15 protein-coding genes are annotated in these 24,304 nt (G+C 42.7%); 8 read left to right on the top strand and 7 right to left on the bottom strand.

The window, feature by feature from the left end:
- From VB732_RS13240 to VB732_RS13230, 3 genes are all read left to right on the top strand, one after another.
- On the top strand, positions 1-269 hold a 269-nt coding region (locus VB732_RS13240; RefSeq protein ID WP_323231299.1), incomplete at its 5' end, for a hypothetical protein.
- 331 nt (positions 270-600) lie between these two features.
- Positions 601-1,965 (top strand): tRNA (N6-isopentenyl adenosine(37)-C2)-methylthiotransferase MiaB, encoded by a 1,365-nt coding sequence (miaB, locus tag VB732_RS13235; protein WP_323231298.1) that lies wholly within the window; start codon positions 601-603, stop codon positions 1,963-1,965.
- Between the two features lie 137 nt (positions 1,966-2,102).
- Positions 2,103-2,672, top strand: coding sequence for a Uma2 family endonuclease (locus VB732_RS13230; RefSeq protein WP_323231297.1), 570 nt, complete (start codon positions 2,103-2,105; stop codon positions 2,670-2,672).
- Between the two features lie 124 nt (positions 2,673-2,796).
- Here the strand turns inward: VB732_RS13230 and VB732_RS13225 are convergent, their stop codons facing one another.
- The 5 genes from VB732_RS13225 to VB732_RS13205 form a co-directional block, all read right to left on the bottom strand.
- Complete coding sequence (locus VB732_RS13225) at positions 2,797-5,691, bottom strand: lamin tail domain-containing protein (protein WP_323231296.1); 2,895 nt, start codon at positions 5,689-5,691, stop codon at positions 2,797-2,799.
- A 341-nt stretch (positions 5,692-6,032) separates the two neighbouring features.
- Entirely contained in the window at positions 6,033-9,956 is a 3,924-nt protein-coding gene (locus VB732_RS13220; protein WP_323231295.1) for a TonB-dependent receptor, read from the bottom strand.
- Positions 9,953-11,500: an isopeptide-forming domain-containing fimbrial protein gene (locus VB732_RS13215; RefSeq protein WP_323231294.1), complete on the bottom strand. Its 1,548-nt coding sequence runs from the start codon at positions 11,498-11,500 to the stop codon at positions 9,953-9,955. The genes VB732_RS13220 and VB732_RS13215 overlap by 4 nt, the downstream gene beginning before the upstream one ends.
- Before the next feature lie 148 nt (positions 11,501-11,648).
- Positions 11,649-12,212: a hypothetical protein gene (locus VB732_RS13210; RefSeq protein ID WP_323231293.1), complete on the bottom strand. Its 564-nt coding sequence runs from the start codon at positions 12,210-12,212 to the stop codon at positions 11,649-11,651.
- 215 nt (positions 12,213-12,427) lie between these two features.
- Positions 12,428-14,950, bottom strand: a complete 2,523-nt coding sequence (locus VB732_RS13205) for a hypothetical protein (protein WP_323231292.1) — start codon at positions 14,948-14,950, stop codon at positions 12,428-12,430.
- Positions 14,951-15,781: 831 nt separating this feature from the next.
- Between VB732_RS13205 and thrC (VB732_RS13200) the strand changes: the two genes are divergently transcribed.
- Both thrC (VB732_RS13200) and VB732_RS13195 read left to right on the top strand, forming a co-directional pair.
- Positions 15,782-17,098, top strand: coding sequence for a threonine synthase (gene thrC, locus VB732_RS13200; protein ID WP_323231291.1), 1,317 nt, complete (start codon positions 15,782-15,784; stop codon positions 17,096-17,098).
- Positions 17,099-17,185: 87 nt separating this feature from the next.
- A complete protein-coding gene (locus tag VB732_RS13195) occupies positions 17,186-17,461 on the top strand; it encodes a ubiquitin-like small modifier protein 1 (protein ID WP_323231290.1) in 276 nt (91 codons plus the stop codon).
- Positions 17,462-17,700: 239 nt separating this feature from the next.
- On the opposite strand, the gene VB732_RS13190 is transcribed toward VB732_RS13195, so the two are convergent.
- Positions 17,701-19,356, bottom strand: coding sequence for an iron uptake porin (locus tag VB732_RS13190; protein ID WP_323231289.1), 1,656 nt, complete (start codon positions 19,354-19,356; stop codon positions 17,701-17,703).
- Between the two features lie 249 nt (positions 19,357-19,605).
- Between VB732_RS13190 and VB732_RS13185 the strand changes: the two genes are divergently transcribed.
- Positions 19,606-21,942: a hypothetical protein gene (locus VB732_RS13185; RefSeq protein ID WP_323231288.1), complete on the top strand. Its 2,337-nt coding sequence runs from the start codon at positions 19,606-19,608 to the stop codon at positions 21,940-21,942.
- 61 nt (positions 21,943-22,003) lie between these two features.
- Here VB732_RS13185 and VB732_RS13180 read toward each other — a convergent pair whose 3' ends face one another.
- Entirely contained in the window at positions 22,004-22,201 is a 198-nt protein-coding gene (locus tag VB732_RS13180; RefSeq protein WP_323231287.1) for a hypothetical protein, read from the bottom strand.
- Between the two features lie 375 nt (positions 22,202-22,576).
- On the opposite strand from VB732_RS13180, the gene VB732_RS13175 reads away from it, so the two are divergent.
- Both VB732_RS13175 and thrC (VB732_RS13170) read left to right on the top strand, forming a co-directional pair.
- Positions 22,577-22,747 (top strand): hypothetical protein, encoded by a 171-nt coding sequence (locus VB732_RS13175; RefSeq protein ID WP_323231286.1) that lies wholly within the window; start codon positions 22,577-22,579, stop codon positions 22,745-22,747.
- A gap of 5 nt (positions 22,748-22,752) precedes the next feature.
- The gene (gene thrC, locus VB732_RS13170) at positions 22,753-23,844 is read left to right on the top strand and encodes a threonine synthase (RefSeq protein WP_323231285.1); all 1,092 of its coding nucleotides are present in this window, start codon (positions 22,753-22,755) and stop codon (positions 23,842-23,844) included.
- Positions 23,845-24,304: the final 460 nt, after the last annotated feature.

Genomic DNA, 24,304 nt, shown 5'->3' with positions numbered 1-24,304 from the left:
ATGCAGCCATCCAAGCATTAGCCAAACACTTTAGAAATCAGCCTAAGTTGTTTGAAATTTACTACAACTGTGCTGTAAATGACTCCTTTGAAGATAGACATAATTCCCTGTTTAATTCCAACCCTCGCCGGGTTGCACTGGAGATCATTATCAAGCAATTTCCTCAACATCCCCAGACTTTACCACTGTTGCGCGACAGAGCAGCGAATGACCCAGATGAGAAAGTGCGAAACTTTGCTCAACAGAAGTTGGCAGAATTAGAGAAGTAAAAGAGTGTATCTCAAGAACTTTTAGATATATTGAATGAATAATCCTGAGCAGATACGCATGGTGAACTGTTACCCAAGCTGAAAACACGAGAACAGTAAAAAGTAGCAAAACTCCAAAAAAGCGATCGCTTGACATCTATCCAAATAATCCTATTATAGCGATCGCACTGATGCCATCTTGCTCACAGAATAGAGAAGCATTATTGCTTGTGGTGGCTACCGCACCCTACAGAGACAGCGAGTAGAGAAGACACACCGTGTTACACGCTCTAAGAGCGTTATAGAATAGAAATAAATCTTATATACATTAGCTAATTAAGCAAAATTGCCCATGACCACTTCTAAACGCCAATACCACATTACTACCTTCGGTTGTCAGATGAATAAAGCTGACTCAGAGCGCATGGCTGGTGTTTTGGAAGATATGGGCTTTGAATGGTCAGAAGATCCAAATAATGCAGATGTGATTCTCTACAATACCTGCACAATTCGGGATAATGCCGAGCAAAAAGTATATTCTTACCTTGGCAGACAAGCGAAGCGCAAGCATGAGCAGCCTAATTTAACCCTCATCGTTGCTGGTTGTGTTGCCCAGCAAGAAGGTGAAGCGCTATTGCGACGAGTCCCAGAATTAGATTTGGTAATGGGGCCACAACACGCCAACCGCCTCAAAGATTTGTTGGAGTCGGTGTTTGACGGCAATCAAGTTGTCGCAACCGAGTCGGTTCATATTATTGAAGATATCACTCAGCCGAGAAGGGATAGTAAAGTCACAGCTTGGGTAAATGTAATTTACGGCTGTAACGAACGCTGCACCTATTGCGTGGTTCCTAACGTGCGCGGGATAGAACAATCTCGTACACCGTCAGCAATTCGGGCTGAAATGGAAGAATTAGGACGGCAAGGTTACAAGGAAATTACTCTACTCGGTCAAAATATTGACGCTTACGGCAGAGATTTGCCGGGAGCAACAGCAGAAGGACGGCATCTGCACAACTTCACAGATTTACTTTATTACGTTCATGATGTGCCGGGGATTGAAAGGCTAAGATTTGCTACTAGCCACCCTCGTTATTTTACAGAGAGATTAATTAAAGCTTGTGCTGAGTTGCCCAAAGTCTGCAAACACTTCCATATTCCCTTTCAATCTGGGGATAATGAACTTTTGAAAGCGATGTCGCGGGGTTATACCCATGAGAAATATCGCCGGATTATCGATACGATTCGGCGGTATATGCCAGATGCTTCCATTAGTGCTGATGCGATTGTTGGTTTCCCTGGGGAGACAGAAGCACAGTTTGAAAATACTCTGAAATTGGTGGAAGATATTGGCTTTGATATGTTGAATACAGCAGCATATTCGCCTCGCCCAGGGACACCAGCCGCTTTGTGGGACAATCAACTAAGTGAAGAAATTAAAAGCGATCGCCTCCAACGCCTCAATCATTTGGGAAACTTGAAAGTAGCAGAGCGATCACAACGTTACTTCGGACGTATCGAAGAAGTTTTGGTAGAAGACCAAAATCCTAAAGACCAAACCCAGGTGATGGGACGCACTGATGGTAATCGTCTGACATTCTTCAGTGGCGACATCAAAGAATTGAAAGGGCAGTTAGTAAAGGTAAAAATTACCGAAGTCCGTCCTTTTAGCTTGACTGGTCAACCAGTTGAAGTTAGACAAGCTTTATCTGTCTGAGAAAATAGACATTTGGTGAAATTAAATATGCGTTATCCATAACCCTTGTAGAGACGTAGCAGTGCTACGTCAAAACAATTCTTTTTCACTCATATCTCTAGAATTGGTATAAGCACAAAACCTCACTATTAAAGCTTATGAACGCCATTACTTTGAATATCCCCAATCTGGGTATCGAGGGATTTTATGAACTTTGTCAAGCTAATCAAAATTTGCAGTTAGAACGTACTGAAACTGGAGAAATTATAATTATGCCTCCAACCTATCCATCGACAGGTAGGAAAAACTCTGGTTTGAATGCTCAACTATGGAACTGGAACGATCGCACAAATTTAGGTATTGTATTTGACTCCTCCAGTGGTTTTACTTTACCTAATGGTGCAGTTTACTCACCCGATGCTTCTTGGGTAAGTAATGAAAAATGGGAGGCTTTAACTCAGACTCAACAAGAAGAAGAATTTTCCCCTCTAGCACCTGATTTTGTAGTCGAATTGCGTTCTAGTAGTGATTCTCTCAAAAAACTCAGAGAAAAGATGCAAGAGTATATTAACAATGGCGCTCGTTTAGGTTGGTTGCTTGATCCAAAGAATAAAATAGTAGAAATTTTTCGTTTAGCGAAACAGATAGAAATATTAAAATCTCCTACAACTGTATTTGGTGAAGATGTTTTACCTGGGTTTGAATTGAACTTAAATAAAGTATGGTGAAAAGTGCAAATTCAACTTTTCATTATCCAAAACCCTTGTAGACACGTAGCATTGCTATGTCAAAACAATCGTTTTTTACTCTTATATCTGTGCAAAGATCGGAAAACTCTCTTTCCCCCTAATCCTATTTCACCCTGGCGCGGAAGCGAACAAAGCCATAAGAATTAGCTGGAGTCCCAGATCCATTTGCTGGAGGTAAATTTGACAAATCTGGACTCCGCGTGATATTTACCACCACCGCCCCATTAGTGTTAGTACCGCAGTATGATGGGGTTGACTCGTTAGCAGAATAAAAGCGCCCGCGATCGCCATCCTCTACATTGCTAAGGTAAAATGTAGGACTGCTAGAACTAACTGCAAGAGCTATACCTTGATCTGATCCTGGTAAGCCGCCATCACCAGGACTGAGACCATTAAATGCAGTAGGAATAAAAGTAGTATTATTAGGAACTAAGTCGCAGAATTTGACATTAGTAGCATTATTCGGGCCCTTGGAAAGGAAGTAGATGGTATATTCTAACTCATCGCCAGGTTTGACAGTGCCAGCATTAATCAACCCGCGCAGATAGCCAGTAGGCCATTTTACATCGTTATCATCAGAAGCGAATGGTTCTGGTATATAATTGGCAGCAGTAATCGCCACATCGCTGCGACCATCTACAATATCGGTTACATCTTGTTTATTGATGCGGGTGATGCGTTTCACTAACAAAAGCTTTGCATTCACGGCAATAGCACCGTTATTGTTTTCGCCGACGCTTGTAACACGACTACCTGTAGTATCAGTATCTCTAGTTGGTAGGTAGTTTGTACACCTTGTACTAGCGTTGCCACTAGTAGTTGCTTCCCAGCAAGCACTGACATTAGTATCAGTGCCATTTGGAGTTAAGCTGATAGACTGACCTGAATTAGCCCCAGCCAGAGAAGACTGATAGGTATTGTCCCACAAATTTAGAGAACTTGGGGGAGGTGTATTAACCTCACTGCCTGCGCCATAGGCGATATAGTCAATAATCTTATTCTGGTTATCATACAACCAAACATCATCGCCAGAATTGTTGAGTTTGGGAGTTTGTCCCAACCAAGCTTGAAAAGCTGCTCCTGTTGCTTGATGGTTGGCATTATTATTACCAATCCAAATCACAGCATATTTCCCTGGTTGTAAAGTCGTGCCACTGGGGAAGGTATAATGAAAGCCACCAGCAGCATCGCTACTACCGACAATGAGATTGCTATCTGTCAACATTACACCACTCAAATCTACTGGGGATGCAGAAGCATTGTAGAGTTCAATAAACTCATCATTGGTGTCGGTAGTAATACCTGTTTGGTTATAAAGTACCTCGTTGATAATGACTTGGCCCGCCAATGGTGAAACTTGATAAGAAGTTGTTGGAATAATATTTAAATAAGTTAGAACCGCATTACTAGGAACATAAGTCCATATATCTAATCCTTTGACATCACCGAAGGAGCCTGAACAAACTGTATTAGTGTTACCACCACTGGCTGTACCAAAAGCACGCTGAGTACTGGTAGTATTAAATCCTGTTACCAGGTTACTGTGAGATATAGACGGTGGGGAACCTCCACATAGCACACTACCTGGTGTTCCCACATTTATCCCAGACAAGGTACGATAGCCGCGATCGTCGTAAAACCCTGTATTATTTCCCAAAGGATTAGAGACGTTGAGGAGAGTAAAGCTTGGCCCTCCCTTGATACTGTTTTCAGCATCTATAAGAGGAAAGTGGTATTCGCCAGCATGAGTTGTGATGTTAACTGGGTAGTCTGTGCCAACGGGGAAAAAATTACCATTATTATCTTTACCATCCCAGGTAACGGTTTGACCTCCAGATGCCGTCATTGTTCCCCGCAGTACTCGGTTTTGCAGATTAGCCGGATCGAAATCATTACCATCTCTGCTGATGACTATTTGATAGTTGCCAGTTACATTGGTGTCGAATTTAAAAACTCCACCTGTGCTTTGGTTCGAGTTATTAGCCCCAGCTGTACCAATAAAGCTGGAATTACTAACGCTTGGAAGTGTTGCTATAGTAGGGATACCACGGGCAAAGAGAGAGTCATTTGTTCCGACACTAGTTTGAGGATTATTAAAGAAAATGACGTGGTTGGGTAAAGCGAAATTGGTTCCACCTTGCAGTTGTGGCATCAGAGCATTATTCACTGTACTCAGAACATCATGGTAGAGCGGTGTTTTTCCATCGCTGTCATAGTAGCCTACATCATTGCCATAAATAACAAAACCATTGGGGTCTAAACCATTGAGGGCAGTTTTATATTGATAACCATCTTTAGTGACAATGTAGAATGAAGATTCGATCGGTCTGCCATTGTTTCCGGTAAATAGTGCTAAGTAGTCAGCAAAAAGTCGCCCATTAATATCTGTTGTGGAAGTCAAGCTGCTACGTACCGTCACATCCCACGCAGCTATACTGGTTCCTGATGGATCTTTAAAGTTGGTGCCAAAGTCAATTGTTGGTGTAGGAGTTCCATCAAAGTTACTATTACCTCCTTGACCTCCATAGAAAGCTACATAATAAATCCCATCGCCGCCCACTGGAACTTGATAGTAACAAGGTACGTAACCGTTAGCGATCGCCCCACCAGGCGTTGCAGTTGCTGAGTTTGTGATTGTGTCTGGGCCTGCTAATTCTTGGTTACGGCTAGATATTTTACCCTGATTTGTATTTAGAGTCTGGGTTCTTTGGGTAGAGCATTGGAACTTAAGATTAGAGAGAGTTTCATTACCTATTCGATCTATTTTGCTACCATAGAGCGAAATGTCAGCATTATCTACTCCTACAGAACTGGAACCCAAGAGGATGTATTCTCCAGCTTTAGCATACACTTGTAGCAATGTGCGCCGCAGAAGAGAATTATCCACAGGAGTAATAGGCCCAAACTTATCTGTTGAGCGCCATTCAAGGTTGGCTCTAAAACCAGTAGCACCGCTAGGGTATAAATTCCTACTACCTTCTGCTTGAACTGGTTGCATCCAGTAACCCCAAGTACACAGTAGTAGAGCCAGTCTGCCAAGCCATCTTCTTCGGTGTCTAAGAGATTTGAGGTTCGTGCAGCGTCTCGGCAGGAAAATTATCTGTAAAAGATATTTAAAAAATAGGCTCATAACTGGTTTACCAGATCCTCACATCCAGGCTTTAATTGGTAAGAAAGAGCGAATTACGGCATCTAAAGCAAGCTATCGCCTACTTTTAGGTTGCCCAATATATCCGGGAACCTACCATCTTGATTCACATTCACTGTGGCGATCGCTCTTAAATTCTTAAATAAAAATTTCATAGGAGAGAGGCGAAATTTCGTGTCTCTACTACACGTTTAAATTGATCCATCTGTTGTCACCTTTGCTTCTGTTCTATTCGGCTCTTGTTGCTGGCGTGGCACTGGTTTTTGCTGCCCAAAACCATCAAATAATTCGTTGAGTTTGACGCTGATACCTAAATATGCACCACCTGCGGAACGTGTTCCTGAGAAATCTCGGTCATCAACTTTACCAAACACATATCCAGCAGAAACGCGCAGGTTAGGTGTGAGGTAATAGCCTGTTTCTAGAACAAAGCCTGTTTCGCTATAACTCGACTGACTAATTACACGAGCCTCACCTACCAAATCCCAGCTATATCCCAAACGATATGTAGCACGTAATTGGCCTAGATTTACTGTACTCGTACCAGCTAAATCGCTAGCTATGTAAGTAGTGCTGCTACGCAGAGCATACTTACCGTAGAATTCCCATTGCCAGTTAGGAGCATAAATAGTCTCTAAAGCAAATGTATGGTCTTCGGAACCTGTACCACTACCTAAAAGGATGGTGTCAGGGATGGTTGATGGATTTTTGCGATATTCATAACGCAATAAGGCATTAAATTTATCGCTACTGGGGTCGCGGTAGGCTAGACCCAATTTCAAGTTAGTTGTATCCCCCAATCCTGAAAGCTTTTGATTGGAAGAACCGGCTTGTTGATAACGTACTAAGGCTGTAATAGCCGGAGAAATTTTACCCGTAGCACCTGCGGTAATTACTGTATTGCTACCACCAGAAGAGGAACGATGTTCATAACGGGCACTGGCTTGAAACTGCGGATTATCACTGTATTCTAGACCCACACTATAGCTATCACCACCATCAAATCCGATCGCAGATGCTGATTGACCAACAGCGAAGGGTTGGGCATATTGTTGGCCTGCTCCAGTTCGTCCGAAGAAGTTGCCAAATACGTGTTCGTAAGCAACATTCAGGCGCAATCCCGAAGCTATAGTCCAACGATTATTTAGTCCAATCGCCCCTTGAGTAGTCATTTCGTTAGCACCACCCAAAATTGAGTAACGACCGGTCAAGGTAGTATCCGATCCAAGTTTGTGTTCACCGTTGACACTTAAGCTGGTGATGGAATTACCCGAATATTGACCACTAGTGTAAAACTGTTGGGCCAGACTGATATTGACACCAGGAATTGCTGCCCAATTTAGCCCAAAGATGGTACGGTCTGGGTAAACACTATCTTTTTGGGAAGATAAGCTCAGTTCATTTTGGGCTTGAAAAGTCAGATTCTTAGCAATGGGAACGGAAAAACGCGATCGCAATTGATCGGAGTTACTACTCAAGGCACTGTCCGGGATGCGGTCTTCCCGATGACGATGAATCCAATCCACATCAATAATGGCGCTACCCAGACGTTGTTGAATCCCGGCGGAAATCGTCGTTAAGGAATTATCAACCTTACTACCAGGTATGGACTCATAACGGGGTGCAAACAATTCTTCAAAGGTATCTAGAGGTTGGGGAGCAATGCCAAAATTGTCTTCGTGGTCGTACTGCGCTCTGACGTTAGTAGTTGAAGAGAGTTTAGCTGTAACCTGCGCTCCATAACGAGTTTGTCCTGGGACAAAGCTGATAGTGGCATTATTGGCAAAACCTGTATCGGCAAAGCGATAATAGGCACGACCTTGAATCCCGTTAGTAATTTGTCCCTCAGCTTCCAACCGGTACGCTTCACCGCTAACCTTTCCCACAACATCAGAATCATTAGTGGAATGGGCATATTCTGCGATTAACTTACCCCGATCGCCCAAAGAAATTAGTGCATCTGCACCATAGAGTTGAAAGTCACGTACTCCCTGATTTTCTTGAATATAAGTTGCTCCGATCCAACTTTCCTGGTTAAGTTTGCGGGAAAGATTATATTGCAAACGACCAGCATAGATATTGCTATCAGAGTCTTCGCTTTCATATTGATAGCTAACAACAATCCGGCGTACCAATACTTGTCCAGTTTGATCAATATCAGTGCGGAGGATAGGTTCGCGGAATAATAGCGTACCGCGATCGTAGTCGATTTCGTAGTCTGGCCCACGGTTAAGCTGTTTGCGTTCTAGTACAGTTCCAGGACGATTAAGTTCTTCTAATTCAATGAAGACATTTTCACTACCTGGTTGTAGTATTCTGCGAGAAAGGAAGTAATAACCGCTAGTGCCATCGGGAGCAATGGTATCTCGTTGGAACGCTTCTAAATGGTTGCCATACAAACCTGTTATTTGTAAGTTCCCTAAGTTGTAGTTAGCTTTAAAACCGTGAAGTTGTCGGGTGATAGAAGTAAATTGCTGCGATCGCCGCGCAAATTCTTCTGTGTTGTAGTCACCCCACATGGCATAATCAGGATCGGCTCCGGGGATACGAGTTGAACGCTCTAGACGCACATATACACTGTCAATGGAAGGAGCGACGACATCAACTTTCGAGCTATCGCCGTAAACCGGATAGTTTTGCTCGCTAAATTGGTAACTTCTAAACAGACGATTATCGCAGTTGCAATCTTCATTGAGATTACGAGAGCTATTGTATGCACCTGTAAACAACCATTCTCCGATCGCACCAGTGGCAAATATCGCGGAACGGAAATCTAATTGCGTTCTGTTATCTTTGTCAGGAGGAAGAAAATCACGGAAACTGCCGTAATAATCTGTACCTCTAGCGCCCAAACGCAAATCTATTACGCCAGTTACCAAACTTGGACGCAGTGATGTTTCAAATTGTAGTTGGGTAAAGGCTTCTAAATTATTCGCTATGGCGCGAATTGTGACAGTTTGGGCTTTGAGTTGCGATCGCAAAATCGCTGTAAATTGCCCCGCTTTCGCCTCCACTTGAAATCCGGGTTCATCGGGTTTGAAGTCTTTTCCGACAAACTCCCCAGCAGTCGGTATCAAAGTGACAACAGCATCACGATTAGAGCCATTGCCACTTGCATCGATCAGTTGACCCTTGATTGTCGCTGTAGAACGTCCATCCGCCGGGATACGAGACTCAACAGTTTCTAACGTTAATTGCTGTGGCGCTCCCCGAACTGCGACTTGCACCGTTATAGGAGGTTCTGTCCCTCCTACTACTTGTGCAGAAATGGTGTTATTACCTTCTTTTAAGGAGACTCCATACCATGTCTGCGTTACTAAGTTAGTACTGGCATCGGTTTCTGTTCGTCCAATTGAGGAAGGGTCTACTAATACACCATTCGCCCGTAATTCTACTTGAGTGCCAACGGGAAACTGCACAATCACTGTGGTAGCTGGAACATCCACAATGTTGTTAGGCGTTGGCATCAGGAATTTTATTCCTGTGGAGATCGGGGAAGCGGGGGGAATTTTCTGGTTTTCCTCAGTTACTCCAGCTATTTTGCGTAAGCCTCTAGGTAATTGAGCAGAAAACGCTGGTTGAAATGGTTGTATTTCAGTTTTAGTTCCCTTAACATTTGGACTTGAAAAAGAGGCAGGGGAGCAGGGGGCAGGGAGCAAGGGGGATAGTTCAGGTGGGGTCGAATCCACACCTGAACGAGAACCACTTGTAAGAAGTGGGGGACTCAGACCCATGTTCCGCTCCTCTCCACGGCAGGAGTCAGGGGTCATTTCCCCCTGCCTCTTCGTTGAAGTGTTACTAACTGGAGCATCTAGAGAAATAGATGGAAGTTCCAGGGACGAAAGTTGATTTTCTGAACTTTCCAGAAGATGGGCAGAATTTGAATCTATACTTTTTTCAGTAACTTTGTTCTGATGCGATGGATCTTCGACGCTATCCTCTGCTTGTGAAGAAAAGTCGAAGGCTAGAGGTTCCTTTTGGGGATAGGAGGAAAGGAGATTTTCAGCAGGTTCTGCCTTGACTATGGCAGGATACAAAATGAGGCTGAGAGCTACTGGCATCATCCCCATCATCTTCAGGTTAAAAATAGTTGTATGGTGCAGTCTGGGCTTCATTTTTTGACTGGCTCCTGGAAGGCGGGGGTAACTCCGAAATTCATCCGTACCAAGCCACCAGGCTCCAAACGCACCAGGCGAGATTGGCTATTCCGTTCGCGGAATTTTTGGTTGGGAGCTAGGGTGTAACCAGGTACACTACTGAGGTCTAGTACACCCGTATGACTTCCTGGTAAGACATTAGCTAAGGAGAACAAACCATTAGGATCTGTGGTGATGCGGTTTCCGTCCTCCAGAAAAATCACTGCATTGGGGACTCCAGCCTCACCAGGTTGTTGTTCACCATCAAAGTTTTTATCAATAAACACGCGACCAATAATCGTGCCACAATCAGAAACGATTCCTGGACGAATTGTTAACTGGTGTGTTGCAGGGCCATCCTTGGTGCTAAAACGGTTATCGGCTCGTTGGGCATTCACGATCGCACTATTGCGACCGTTACCACGCACAGCATCGGCTGTGAGTTGAGCCGCGTAAGCAATATTCAGCGTTTTTCCCGTAGGAATTGTTATATCTGTGCGGAATGTTATCGTGTTGCCATTGCGTTCTGAGGTGATAGTAATTGCTTGACCATCTAACTCTCCCCGTACAGATTTAGGTAAAAATTGGAATCCTAAAGGTAAGTTGTCGGTGACAAATATATTATTCAAACCAGTATCAGCGAGATTTTTTACCGAGATCCGGTAGATAACCGTATCTCCAGGTTCAGCAGCAGCGCGATCGCCTGTTTTAATAATCTGCAACTGATTGGCTTGGCACAAATTTGTACTGAATTCAAAAGCTAATAAGTCCAGTCCTACGACTTCTGCATTAGGAACTAAGACAACTGTTTGCTCTAGCCTCGTCTCGCCTGTGAGACTGATTGGTTGACCATCTAAAGAAGTAGCAAGATATCGCACAACATTATTACCTTGTGTGCCAGTACTACCAAGGATTTCAATCTTGACCCGCCGTTGTTTGTAGATAGAATTTGGTGGTGGATTAACTACAAAAATATAAGTTCTACCTGGATCGGTTTGACCCTTATTCGGATCGAGTAGGAAATTGTAGACACCCGCAGGGTTATTCGTAACGAAGTAGGGGTTACTATTCTCGGTATTGGGCGATTTCCCACCAGGAACGTTGTTATTAGGAATATCGGGTAACTCTGTTCGAGTCAAAGAAACCAAGCTGCCTAATTCTGTCCCCGTTGGATCGCTAGGGTTAGGCTCGTATACGCCAACAGAAAAACCTGTATAGTCAGGTAAAAGTGTACCAGCACAACCTAAAATGCGTCCTAATGGATCAACTAATGGGTTAGGACTAACATTAAGCTGACTAGAAATTCCGTCATATTTCTGATTAGTAGCAGAGTCTGTATAAGTATAAGTAGCTTGATTTATTAATGGCACAGATGCACCCAGATTGTTAGTCTGTTGTGCGATCGCTGGTATAGATATAGTATGCAAAAAACTTCCCAAAATAACAGTAGTTGTTAACCGTCGCCACCAGCTACTGCTAGAAGTAATTTGCTTTTGGTTTTGAGGACGGTTCACAATGCACATCTTTTCTGAAATGTCAAGCTTATTGTTAATAAAAGCACTTATTTATTTAGAGAAATTCAGTTAAACCAAAACCCTTTAAAAATCTCGTTTCTAGGCGGAACCTGGAGATACTTCTTTTTTGAGTCAGAGTTGTCTCTCTGCCTTCCAATCAGCGCACTTGGGTTTGATAAGTCACCTTAATTGTTGTTTTGGCTGCAAGTGATGGAATCTGCAAACGGATATGGGTGTAAGCAATGGCTGGGGCTGGTTTTGTTTCTACTTTCCCGTCAGGAAGAGTAACTTTAACAGTGGGATTTTCGACAAAGCTCCGCCCGCCATCAATGCTGTAAATAACTTTGGCATTGTTGGCGACATTGACAGATTTGAGTACGTAGACCATTCCTTTGGGAATAGGTTGATTGAGAGTCAGATTTTTAACTGGGCGATCGCTTTTATTTTCGCCAGTTAAGGTATATCGCAATACATCACCAGGTTGCACCACAACTTGACCTTTTAAAGGTTCCCATTTCTGGCTTTGTTTACCTTGCTGATCCTTTGCCACCACTTGCTTTTCTGCTTCTAAGCGCAATTGTATTTGCCCTTGAGTTTTGATATTCTGAGCAACAGCACTTCCTGAATGCCATACATTTGCGATTCCCGGAATTTGACCGACAAATGGAACTATAGTAATGAGTGCGAACGCTCCTAAACCTGCAAAAGAAATACGCTTCATATAAATAACCTCAAAAAACTTCCAGAATGTTGATTGTTGACTTATCTTTCCCTGTTTTTGCTAAGGAATAGTCACTCCTCTCTTCGCTTTCTATTTAGGGACTCGTTGCGACAATAGATAGCGCAATCTCTTTTCTAAGAGAAACTGCGCCCTAAGCGTAGCTATGCCGCAGGCTTTACGAATCTGCGAACGTCGGAGTCCCCAATCCCAAGGAATTAGTTCACCTTGCGTTGGAAGATAAATGTTCTTTGAATACCTGGTGCAACCTGTCCAGTCACAGCATTCACATACTTCGTCACATCTGTGTTTGCCGTAGTTCCAGTTTGGTCATTACCAGAGTTAGTAGCTGGATTACCATTGAAGAATTGAATAGTTGATGTCCCAGAATCCTTGGCTGAACTAACAATGTTGCTAGTATCAATTTGACTGTTGTTATCATTGTCTAGCGCCCAGTTGTTACCCCCTGATCCGCCTACTGTACCGTCTTCAGTAATCACAATCTTGTCAGCACTCAAAATTACATTTCCGGTTCCCACTTGAGGACTAGAAATATTTTTGTAAGTAATCCGATACTCAATGATGTTTCCTGGGGCAGGTTTTTTGGGTGTAACACTAAATGTGCCATCAGTACTACCTGCTGGCAGCGCTGGCCCAGTTCCTTGTAAAACTCGTGACTCTTTCAGCAATTGCAAGAAACCAGTGTATACACGGTCAATACTAGTGTTATTAGCTGTATCGACGAGTTTATCAAATAAGCCATTATTGTCTGTATCAATAAAAGCCGTAATTGGTGTAGGGAAGCCGCGTTCGAGAGTTGTGACAGTTGCACCTTGAGCAATAGTATCAGTTGAAAGTGGCGTACCAGCAGGCAGATCGACGCTTACACCATAGTTAGCTTTACCACCATTGGCTGGAACTGCATCAATTCGCACTGGATTAGTAGCACTAATTAGGTTCCCCCCGACAGTACCTGCACCACTTCCTGGCACGAATATAAAGATTGTGCCATTGTAGCTGTAAGCAGCTGACAAACCTTGATAGGATACCGTCACCACTGTACCCGCAGGCAAATCACCTAGATTTGCTGGTGGTGTAGGTACAAGAGAAATATTGGCAGCAGCTATACCAGTATTCTGAACCGTGTTAGTAAAGGATACCGCAGCTGGATTAACTGTTGAACCAGGAGCAACATTAGGTGGAATTAGTGCTGATTTATTAGTGAAGTCATCATTGTTGTTGGTTGGCCCAACCGCATCAGGCACTCCATTTGGCCCATTCAAAAGAGAGATAGTACTGGGGACTAAGAGGATAGTTGCGTTTAAAGATCCTGTGGTACTATTGGCAGCAGTGTTATTATTTTGTGTGTCAGTCGTCGCACTAGTAATACCAGGGTCTGGTGTAGTAGGAAAGGTGCTATTAGTGGAGTTAAAGTTACCTGGGTTTTGGTCTCCTGAGTTGTCATAGACTTTGGTGTTCGGGTTTCCAACAGTTGTACCGACTACTTGAGCGATGTTGTTAATGGTTACTGGGCCATTTCCAGTTGCACCAGTAGCCTGAACTTGGATACTAAAACCGTTAACAGTTGTCCCAGTAGCAACTGAAGAAACAACGGTAGTGTCGTTAATAAAACCAACCCGTGTAATTAAATTCAAGGCTGGTTGGACAGTTGTCCACGTAGCTGCTTCAGCATTTGTACTAGTAGAAGTAGTTGTATAAACTACTTTCCAACCTGCCGGAGCAATTGGAACACTCTTAAGAACTGTATTTACCGGAATCGCATCAGAAACTAAGATGTGGGGGGATGACGGTTGAAAATCAACAGTGATATTTGTACCAGTCAAAGCTGCGGGAGTAATACCAGTATTAGTAACGTCGTTACTCTCAACCCGCAAGCTCAAACCATAAGTTAGTAAGTCATCAGTTAAAGTACCAGAAGTACCAGCATTATCATAGGCTGTCCTAGTTTTGAGGATAGTTGCTAACGCCCGAGTTTTAGCAGTATTTCCTACTTTAATCTGCTGGGTAGCACTGGCTTCTCTGACACCATTGACTGGCGCTCCGGCTGCATTGCCATTATCTACAGTGTAAACGTCACCACCATCAGCAATCCGGGGTTGGTTTTGAGCATCACCAGGAGTTTGGCCTAATCTGACAGTGATAGTATCGCCTGTTTGAGCGCCAGCCTGCACAGTAACTGGTACACGCACCAACACAGTACCATTAACTGCGATCGCGCCTGTAGTTAGTCCACCAGCAGGGATATTTATCCAGGTTGTACCGCCATCAGTGCTGTATTGTAAGTTACCAGATGTGGTACTACCAGGTAATAGACCCGAAACTGTGGCTGGGCCTGTTGTTGTCGCTAAGTTAGGAATCTGGAACTTGGTGAGGTCGTTACCAACGTTGGTTACAGTGTAAGTGTAAACCAGTGTATCACCAGGATTAGTACTACCACCTGGGGTAGTTTGATTTGTAATCCCGGAACCTGTAACAGTAATACCAGCCACCTCTGCTACAGTTACGGTGACAGTGTTAGATGTAGAATTGATAGGACTCCCTGGCGCATTGGGATCTTCATAGGTTGCTGTCGCGGTGTTACTGATAGATATACCCGCAGTAGTACCTTCAGCTAATACAGGTGCAATAAATTGGAAAAAGCTACCAGTTAATAATGCTGTTGCTATTAAACATTGGTAAGGCTGGATCTGCCTGTTGATGGGTTTGTTTCGGTTTACCATGAAAGTAGTTTGTTATTTGCTGAACTTGTTTCTTGGGTTTCGAGACAGGATAAAGTTCGGCAATTCCTTAAAGAACTACCGACTAGACTGGCCCAAAACCTTAAGGCTTTGGGCGGTGTATATCTTTGGAGTGAACTTATTAACTACTCCTGAAAAACTAGATTGAGGCAATAGGCAGAAAAGTTATTGCCTACTTGTTTTACGCTTACCGTTGATTATCAAAGCTAGCGATCGCAAATATGGGTAACTTACTACTGTGTTCCGATCAACCTTTTATGTAAATAGTAATGTAGCTTTTATAGCAGAAAAATACTTCCGTATAAATAAGTAACTTCTCTAGCGATGGATGAGTGGATAAAAGCTGAAAAATTAACTTTATTTTGGCAACACATATTGCAATTTTAGTGTTTAAAACAGAAGTAAAACATGCTACAACCTATATTTAAAAGCACTTCCGAATATTCGCTGCTATGTATGCTAATACTGTGCAGAGTCATTGGTATAAAAATACAAAAAATTAACTCGGTGATCTGGATCGCAATATAAAGTGATCTTGATTTAATCAAATGCAAATAAAGCATATAAGAAATGCATTTTAAGCATAGACACAATCAGTATTAAAACTGAGTAACTAAAACTATTATCTGATTTCAGAACCAGTAAATATAAGTGTAAATACTAGGTGCAACCATTGCGTCTATAAAAATTTTACAGTAATGATTCTCTTGAATACCAAGGATACCCGACATTTTTAGTCGGGTATGTTTGACTGGTATTTTTGCTCGTGTTACTATCAGTCGACAGCCGACAGACAAACAGGGAAAGCTAGTTATGACTCAGGCAATCAAAACCCAAACCCAAACCCCAAACCAAACCAGCACTGCCTACTTTCAAGCCTTGAAGTGTAAGGAATGTGGTGCAGAATATGAACTCAAAGCCAGTAATGTTTGTGAGTTATGTTTTGGGCCGTTAGAAGTCAAGTATGACTACAGCGCCCTGCGTCTGACTGTCACTCGTGAAACAATCCAAGCTGGGCCCAATTCAATTTGGCGCTACCGTCCCTTTTTGCCTGTCGCAACTGACAACGTTATAGATGTGGGAACGGGGATGACTCCCTTGGTTCGTTCCCACCGTCTTGCCCGTCGCCTGGGTCTAAATAAGCTTTATATAAAAAATGATGCGGTTAATATGCCCACCCTTAGCTTTAAGGATCGGGTGGTATCAGTTGCTCTATCGAGAGCGCGAGAATTGGGTTTCACTACCGTTTCTTGTGCTAGCACTGGTAACTTGGCAAATTCTACAGCTGCGATCGCAGCTCATGCCGGTTTAGACTGTTGTGTGTTCATCCCCGCAGATTTAGAAGCCGGCAAAATTATCGGTAGTTTGATCTACAGTCCCACCTTAATGGCCGTCAAAGGTAACTACGATCAAGTAAATCGTCTCTGCTCAGAAGTTGCTAATACACATGGCTGGGGTTTTGTCAATATTAATCTACGTCCTTATTACTCCGAAGGTTCCAAGACGCTAGGTTTTGAGGTTGCAGAACAACTAGGCTGGGAACTACCCGATCATGTTGTTGCTCCTTTGGCATCGGGTTCGTTGTTTACAAAAATTTATAAGGGTTTCCAAGAATTTATCGAAGTTGGTTTAGTAGAAAACAAGAGCGTCCGTTTCAGTGGCGCTCAAGCTGAGGGTTGTTCACCCATCGCCCAAGCCTTTAAAGAAGGACGCGACTTTATTAAACCAGTTAAACCGAATACAATTGCGAAATCGTTAGCGATCGGCAATCCAGCAGACGGCGTTTATGCTCTAGAGTTAGCTCAGAAGACTGGTGGTAATATTGAATCAGTCAATGATGCAGAAATTATTGATGCCATCAAGCTGCTAGCAGAAACCGAAGGCATCTTCACAGAAACGGCTGGTGGTACAACCGTGGCCGTGCTGAAAAAATTGGTAGAAGCTGGCAAAATTGATCCCGATGAAACTACCGTGGTTTACATCACCGGCAATGGTCTAAAAACCCAAGAAGCAATCCAAGGCTATGTTGGTGAACCCTTGACTATTGATGCTAAACTAGATAGTTTTGAACGCGCCCTAGAGCGATCGCGTACTTTGGATCGCTTGGAATGGCAACAAGTCCTCGTTTAGTTAGAAATTAGGAGTTATGAGTTTTTGATTCATAACTCCTAACTTTTAACTCTTAACTGTATTCCTAACTCTTCACTTTGTACTTCTATGGCTGTAAAAGTTTTAGTTCCTACGACTCTTCAGAATTTGACTAATAATCAAGCTACTCTAGAATCCAACGGTAGCACCATTGCTGAATTATTGGACTCATTAGAACAAAGCTTTCCTGGGATTAAATCGCGGTTGTGCGATGACGAAGGGAAGCTACGGCGATTTGTAAATTTTTACGTCGATAGCGAAGACATCCGCTATTTAGATGGTATTAACACAGCACTGAAAGATGGCGATGAAGTAAGTATTGTCCCGGCTGTGGCCGGTGGTTAATACGAGAACCCCGAATAAAGTAGAAGCTTGATTAGACAAATCTTTGAGAGACAAAGGACGGGCTAACCCCCGTCCTTTTTGTTGCTTATGCTATTTGGAGTCTTGTTCACTACTTAAGTTTAATAATAGACCTCTTGCATAAATGCTTAAATTGTCATGTTGAGCGGGGCTAAACAGAGTAGTGAGATTCTTGATTTTTTGACTTTTGCAAGAGGTCTAATATTTACGTGTAAGCAGAATTAAAAAGTAAAAGTACTCCGCAGAATGCCGATGGTAACAGAGTCGCTATCTGGTGTATGACCAGGCTCCAAGATATGAATTATTCCTGGTGTAATGCTCATATTATCTGTTAGCTGAAAACGATAAAATGCCTCAATTTGAGTGGTCGTCCCTGGTTGTCCACCTGAACGTCCTAAACCAGTATTAATAAAATCAGGGACATTATTTCCTAGAGGTAAATTGCTACTAGTAATTTTAGGAGGCTGACCAACATAAATTCCGCCTAAATTTCTTTTAGCAAATAAATCAGGGAAATTCATAAACACCATATAATTCGTCGTTTCTACATTTCCCGATTGCCCAGGAATATAAGATTTAGTATAACCACCCCACGCACCTGCACTAATACGGGGTGAAATTTGCCAAGTTAAAGTCGCACCCACGGCGTTAGTTTGCAAAGGTGCTGATTTTCCGGTAGTGCTATTAACTGTAGTTAAGCATTCATCACCAACAAAGGTTAACAAACACCCATCTGAAGAGTAATTGTTGACGTAATATAAACTTAAATCTAGAGTATCCGTTGGTGTCAACAGCAATTGCACACCTGTAGTGGTGGTTCCATCAAATAAACCGCTACCTTTCTCGGAATTTCCTGGTTGATAACTAGTATAAATAGCCTGTAAACTAGCGCGTTTAGCAAATTGCCAATCAATAGCTATACCGCCGTGACCATATCCCATATTTAAGATGGGGTTCCTTTGAGCAAAATAAGACAACGGCCCTGTTGCAGCACTTTCTACCCGATTGGGGCCTCGGAAGGCAGCAGGCATACTTATACCTTCTGTTCCCACCATTACTGCCAATTTATTTGTCACCAGCCAATGAAAATTGAGGTCACTTACAATCAAGCTATCTGTAGGAAATTCATAGCCAAGTAAAACATCATTTCGGGAAACACTATTGGTAAATCTAGGTGTAGTTTTTCCGTTACCATCTATAAGACCTGTAAACAGGTAACTACTAGGAGTGAGTTGACTAGTTAAATATAGTTGTGCCAGGGATATGACATTAGTGTTTGTCCCTGCATCATCTGTATCTTTTTGTCCATCTCTAGGATTTACATCACCACGATTGCTAGTCCTTCCTTGAATACCAACTATTAGTAATCCGCTAAGTTTAGTGGTTGTTGAAAATTGGTTGGCTTCAATTTCGCCGGTTCTGGCTTCTAAACTATCGACACGGCCCCGTAAAGTTGCCAATTCAGGGGCAAATTCTGACTGCAATTTTTGTACTATTGCTAAATCTTCGCGGGTGACTAAATCGCTGGTGGCAGTACTGATTAATTCGTTGACTCTATCTAAACAAGCATTCACTCCGGCGGCGAATTCATACCGAGTTAAGGCGCGATTACCGCGATAGCTACTATCTGGATAGCCTGCTATACAACCATAGCGTTCCACCAAGGACTGTAATGCTTGGAATGCCCAATCGTTAGGTTGTACATCCTTAAGTTGAGAAACCGATGTAACTTGCGCCATCGGATTTATTGAGGAGAAGGGAGGAGAATTTGAATCTACACTCTCCTGTGCTTGAGTAGTTTCTATATTGATGTACTCTTGTGCTGATGCTTTTTCTGCAACTCCATTTACTCCCGCAATTAGTAACCATGCGAGCATCCAGGTTTTGCGATGACTGCGGCTAATAAATATACCTTTCAACTTTTTACACTCTGCTCACATACTTAAGTGAAGAGTGTATTCGCTATTGTTTAGCGTTCACCTGGGAAAATTTACGGATTTTATTCAAAATTCGACTTAAATCTTTCTGGGCAACTTCTGAAAGGACGAGTATAACAGGGTATTGGGTACTGGGAACTAGGAAAGAGTTTTCTCAATTCCCAATTTTTAATTTCTAATTCCCAATCTATGGCAAATCGTTCACGCAAGCTGAGACCAAAAGCCTCTAAACAAAATAAACCTGATACAGGTGTAATGAAACGCATCGCTAAAAAACCCCAGAAAAAGCTAAAACGGGGAAGTTGGTTATCGTCAACGCTAGCGATCACAATTCTATTGAGTAGTGCTAGTCTAGTTATGGCTTTTGCCTGGATTAGCGTTCTCTTCATCTACAATCCAGACGAGGTAAGCTGGCTAAATAAAATTTTACCTGCATGGGCACAAATCCCCCTTGGTAAGCACGAACGCCCCAAAACCCTCAAACAAATTCAACTCGATTTAAGCCAAAAAAACCAAATATTTGGGGAAACTCTACCTTTACATCAAAATGCGAAAGACTCTTTTTTACTGCCAGTTTTACAGCAGCGTCCTAATTGTCAATCTGATTGTAAAAAACTTGTGGAAATCAGGGTTTACGAGCTATCACAAGAGTTAGAGTTTAAATCTCAGTCAGAAAATTATTACTATCTAGCTACGCAATTACCCATAACTGGGCCAGAAGAATCCTCTGTGATTTCTCCCTCACTGGATGAGACATCAGAACTCCAAGATATCAGCATTCCCCTAGCTTTAACTGAAGTGCAACGCTTTGACGGTGCGACACCATCACCAGGGGTTTGGTTCAATTTGCGGGGTAAACGCCAAGAAGGAACTGCTGCTTATGGTCAGGTTGTATACTACAACCCAGAGCGCACCAATTTACTACAAATGTTGTCTTGGACTTCCAACGGACAATTACCTAGATGGCAGCAGGTAACTGGTGATGCGAAAAAAGAGTTAGTTGTTGACCAAACTATAGGTTTAGAACCACGCATCCAGGTTTATCAAGTCAAACCTGTGAAGTTATTTCTCAAGCCAATTGAATTGGAGGCGATTACCCTCAAATCATCAGTCCTAAAAGATTCTGCATACCAAAACGCCCTGTCAATTGCCCGTAGTGGTCTGTGGACACCAGCTTTTGAATGGTTGAAATTCATCAAGAAACAGCGCAAAGGAGTTTTACCAGAGGCGGCACAAGCGCAGATGGATTTGATTCGCTTGCACTCCCAACTTACCAAAACCCAAGCCCAGAAAAAATGGGCAAGTCCGAGTCAACAAGTACTAGCAGACTTGATTGATGGTCGCTGGGAGAAAGCTTTACAGATGTTTGAAGCGTCGCCACATAATACTCAAGAAATTATTACTCTACTCAAAGCCGATAAAAAACGGTTGTGGAATCGTACAGCCGCAGCGTTGCGGGTAAATCCAAATAGACTAGAGGTGCAAGCTTGGTTCGCCTTGATTTTGAAAGTTCAGCAGGGAGAAGAACATGCTAATTCCTGGTTAAAGACGCAACCAAAAATTACCAAAGATAATCTTGCCTATATACAAGGTCTATTAACAAGACTCAATGGTGAGGGGACAAAATCACAAATATCCTCTACTCACCCTAGTCAGATTGTTGGTACTGTGCAACCAATCACTCAAGTTACTAGCAGCGAGTGGCTGCAACCAAATTCCTTAGCAGACTTGAAACTCACAGATAATCAAGTTTGGTATCAAGTAGAGGTGAGTGCATTTAATGATGGGAAACGTTGGTTAAATTCCCCCTTTGAGAATTTGAACCCAACCAAAATTGACGCTGGAAAATTTTTATGGAAAACTTTGGGAATCGCTTCTGACCCTGAAATCCAGATTGTAGTCTGGTTGCCAAATGGAGAACAAAAAATTACTATAGCCGCTATCAAAGCGGTGCAACTACGGGGTAAAGTTTTGCGCCTATTAGCTGCTGGCCCAAAAATTCCAGAGAATCAAAAGGATGTTCTCCAACCCAAACCTTTAGGCTTGACAAATGCAGCGCTTGAATGGGTACAACCATCTCCCATTACTTTACAAGAACTGCATCAACAAAATCCTCAAGGGGTGAAAGTAATATTATCGAGTGTGTGGAAATCTTTACAGCAATCTGGTGAAGTTGCGGCTGGCGCTATTCCTAGTTTTGAGCAGATGCAGGAAAGCTTGGGTGATTGGCCTGTTCAAGTCATTGATTTAACAAATAACGTTAAACCAGAAATAATACTGACTATCTCAGCAGCAGCAATAACATCTTTAAATCAGTCTCCACCTGAAATTCAGGAGCAACGCCGCGACCGGACTATAATTTTGTCTGATCGCAATGAAGTCATTTACACTGATTTTACAGGAAATATACAAAGACTCTCTGCGATCGCCAAGCTTTCAGACGTGCAATCCTTAGCTTTATTAGTAGAAAATGCTCATAACTACAGTCTGAGGCGCTGGTCAGAGAAAAATCAGCGCTTTGAATAGCACGCCCCTTTATCAAATTTAAATTAAAGAGGCAGTGGCGACCGTTATTTCCAAAATTGACTTATTCTTTTTGGTTAGTGTCAGTGTCGGCTAGACGTTGGTGCTTCAGGTTCTCCAACTGCTGCAACAGAGAGTCTACCTCGGCTTGTAAATGCATAAACTTAGCTTGCTGATCGTCTTGATAATAAGATTTGGTTAGTTTACTGACCCAGTTGGCTTGGGACTCGCGATCGGAAACACTAGATAAACAAGTAGACATAGCCTTATTAAATCCACAATTTAACTCACACCATTAGAAATATTATAATAATGCTCTTTTAAGCTTTATTAAAATATTGTATATTTTTCATCAATTACTCTAATGGCTTTCAGGTTCAATCATCAGAGACGGCGATTATAGTGGCTGTGTTCCAAAGAAAACACTAGCCCAAGTCTGTTTAACGACGTTTTTGGATGAAAATTTTGGATTTAGTTCTTTCGAGAGGACTATTAGCCTCGGAATAAATTTTCAGGCAAAATGGCAACGAAGCCCAAGATTGAAAAAATGTTAGGAAGGACTCAGGCAAGTACTAGCCCAAGGCTACTGCCAACGAAAGACAGCGCATTGCCTATTTAACTGGTATTCTAAATAAAAATGGCAAGTGAAACACCTGCACCACAAAAAATAATATTCTTGAGTAATATTCTTTTGCAATTAAATGACTGGGACAGGGGAAAGAAAAATTCACTTTCTTTGTCTTCCCCTCCTGCCCTTCCATCTGCCATTTCTCTAAAATATCCAATCCTTAACATTAAGAAATTTTAAATCCCGTGACTTTGAGCCTGTCTGTTGCTAAATCTTATCGCCAACCCTGGCCCGGACTGATAGAAGCCTATCGCCAATACTTGCCTGTCAGCGAAAAAACACCGGTCGTCACTCTCTTGGAGGGCAACACACCTCTAATACCAGTGCCAGCGATCGCAGAACGTATTGGCAGACAAGTCCGGGTTTTTGTAAAATATGATGGTCTGAATCCTACCGGCAGCTTCAAAGACCGGGGGATGACTATGGCAATTTCCAAGGCCAAGGAAGCAGGAGCAAAAGCAGTAATTTGTGCCAGCACGGGTAACACCTCAGCCGCCGCCGCCGCTTATGCAAGGCGCGGAGGGATGAATGCTTTCGTATTAATTCCCGATGGTTATGTGGCACTGGGCAAATTAGCCCAAGCATTACTTTACGGTGCAGAAGTATTGGCAATTAAAGGGAATTTTGACCAAGCCCTAGAAATTGTCCGCGAGATGGCCGAAAGCTATCCAGTCACTTTGGTAAATTCGGTCAATCCCTACCGTTTAGAAGGGCAGAAAACAGGAGCCTTTGAAATCGTCGATGCGCTGGGTAATGCACCAGATTGGTTATGTATCCCCGTGGGCAATGCAGGAAACATCACAGCATATTGGATGGGCTTTTGTCAATATCATCAAGATGGAAAGTGCGATCGCTTACCCCGAATGATGGGATTCCAAGCCGCAGGTGCAGCCCCATTAGTACACGGTCAGCCCGTGGCGCATCCCGAAACCCTAGCAACAGCAATTCGCATTGGCAACCCTGCTAGTTGGGAATTAGCTGTTGCAGCCCAAACCGCAAGTCAGGGAAATTTCCACGCCGTCACCGATGCAGAAATTCTCGACGCTTATCGACTTTTAGCATCATCAGAAGGGATCTTCTGCGAACCTGCTAGTGCCGCTTCTGTAGCTGGTTTGTTGCAGGTAAAAGATCAAATTCCCACAGGAGCGACAGTAGTTTGTGTCCTCACAGGCAATGGTTTAAAAGACCCAGATACAGCCATTAAACACAATCACAGTCAATTTAAACAGGGGATTGCAGCAGAATTGGGTGCAGTCGCCGAGGCAATGGGATTTTAAGCAGCCTGGAAAAACAAGCGATCGTAATATATAAATTGTTTATTGAAAATTGCGATCGCAGCTAATATTTTTTAATTTAGCGAGTGTCAAAATAATCCCAAATTACAAAATAATTGTGTTGAAGAAGAATTCAGAAGTCAGAATTCAGGAGTCAGAATCAATCAGTCGGAGATTCAGACCGGCGCAGGATTGAAGACCACCAAATTTTCAATTTGGTGGGGGTCTTAAACCCAATTATTCATCCGCCAGTCATACAGAATACCTTTCCTGTATTCTGATTCCTGACTCCTGAATTCTGTTCGATAAATGAATTTACGCCAAGCTAGATACAGCAAGCTGATTTTCAATGCTAAATCTAAAATGGTATAATCACAAATAAATTTTAAACGACAGACAGATTGATTAATAATAATCGGCAAAAAAAGGATATACAACGAAACTTATTTGTGCGGATTATTAA

The organism is Nostoc sp. UHCC 0252, assembly GCF_034931145.1.
Lineage (GTDB): Bacteria > Cyanobacteriota > Cyanobacteriia > Cyanobacteriales > Nostocaceae > Nostoc.
The sequence above is the reverse complement of the archived record's forward strand: the minus strand, read 5'-3'. Positions and strand labels throughout refer to the sequence as shown.

Bases quoted from the DNA above. Each gene is read 5' to 3' on its own strand.
- VB732_RS13230 (WP_323231297.1), top strand. From the start codon at position 2,103: ATGAACGCCATTACTTTGAATATCCCCAATCTGGGTATCGAGGGATTT.
- VB732_RS13215 (WP_323231294.1), bottom strand. From the start codon at position 11,500: ATGTGCATTGTGAACCGTCCTCAAAACCAAAAGCAAATTACTTCTAGC.
- VB732_RS13220 (WP_323231295.1), bottom strand. From the start codon at position 9,956: ATGAAGCCCAGACTGCACCATACAACTATTTTTAACCTGAAGATGATG.
- VB732_RS13195 (WP_323231290.1), top strand. From the start codon at position 17,186: ATGGCTGTAAAAGTTTTAGTTCCTACGACTCTTCAGAATTTGACTAAT.
- thrC (WP_323231291.1), top strand. From the start codon at position 15,782: ATGACTCAGGCAATCAAAACCCAAACCCAAACCCCAAACCAAACCAGC.
- miaB (WP_323231298.1), top strand. From the start codon at position 601: ATGACCACTTCTAAACGCCAATACCACATTACTACCTTCGGTTGTCAG.
- VB732_RS13185 (WP_323231288.1), top strand. From the start codon at position 19,606: ATGGCAAATCGTTCACGCAAGCTGAGACCAAAAGCCTCTAAACAAAAT.
- VB732_RS13175 (WP_323231286.1), top strand. From the start codon at position 22,577: ATGGCAAGTGAAACACCTGCACCACAAAAAATAATATTCTTGAGTAAT.
- VB732_RS13225 (WP_323231296.1), bottom strand. From the start codon at position 5,691: ATGCAACCAGTTCAAGCAGAAGGTAGTAGGAATTTATACCCTAGCGGT.
- VB732_RS13205 (WP_323231292.1), bottom strand. From the start codon at position 14,950: ATGGTAAACCGAAACAAACCCATCAACAGGCAGATCCAGCCTTACCAA.
- VB732_RS13180 (WP_323231287.1), bottom strand. From the start codon at position 22,201: ATGTCTACTTGTTTATCTAGTGTTTCCGATCGCGAGTCCCAAGCCAAC.
- VB732_RS13210 (WP_323231293.1), bottom strand. From the start codon at position 12,212: ATGAAGCGTATTTCTTTTGCAGGTTTAGGAGCGTTCGCACTCATTACT.
- VB732_RS13190 (WP_323231289.1), bottom strand. From the start codon at position 19,356: ATGCTCGCATGGTTACTAATTGCGGGAGTAAATGGAGTTGCAGAAAAA.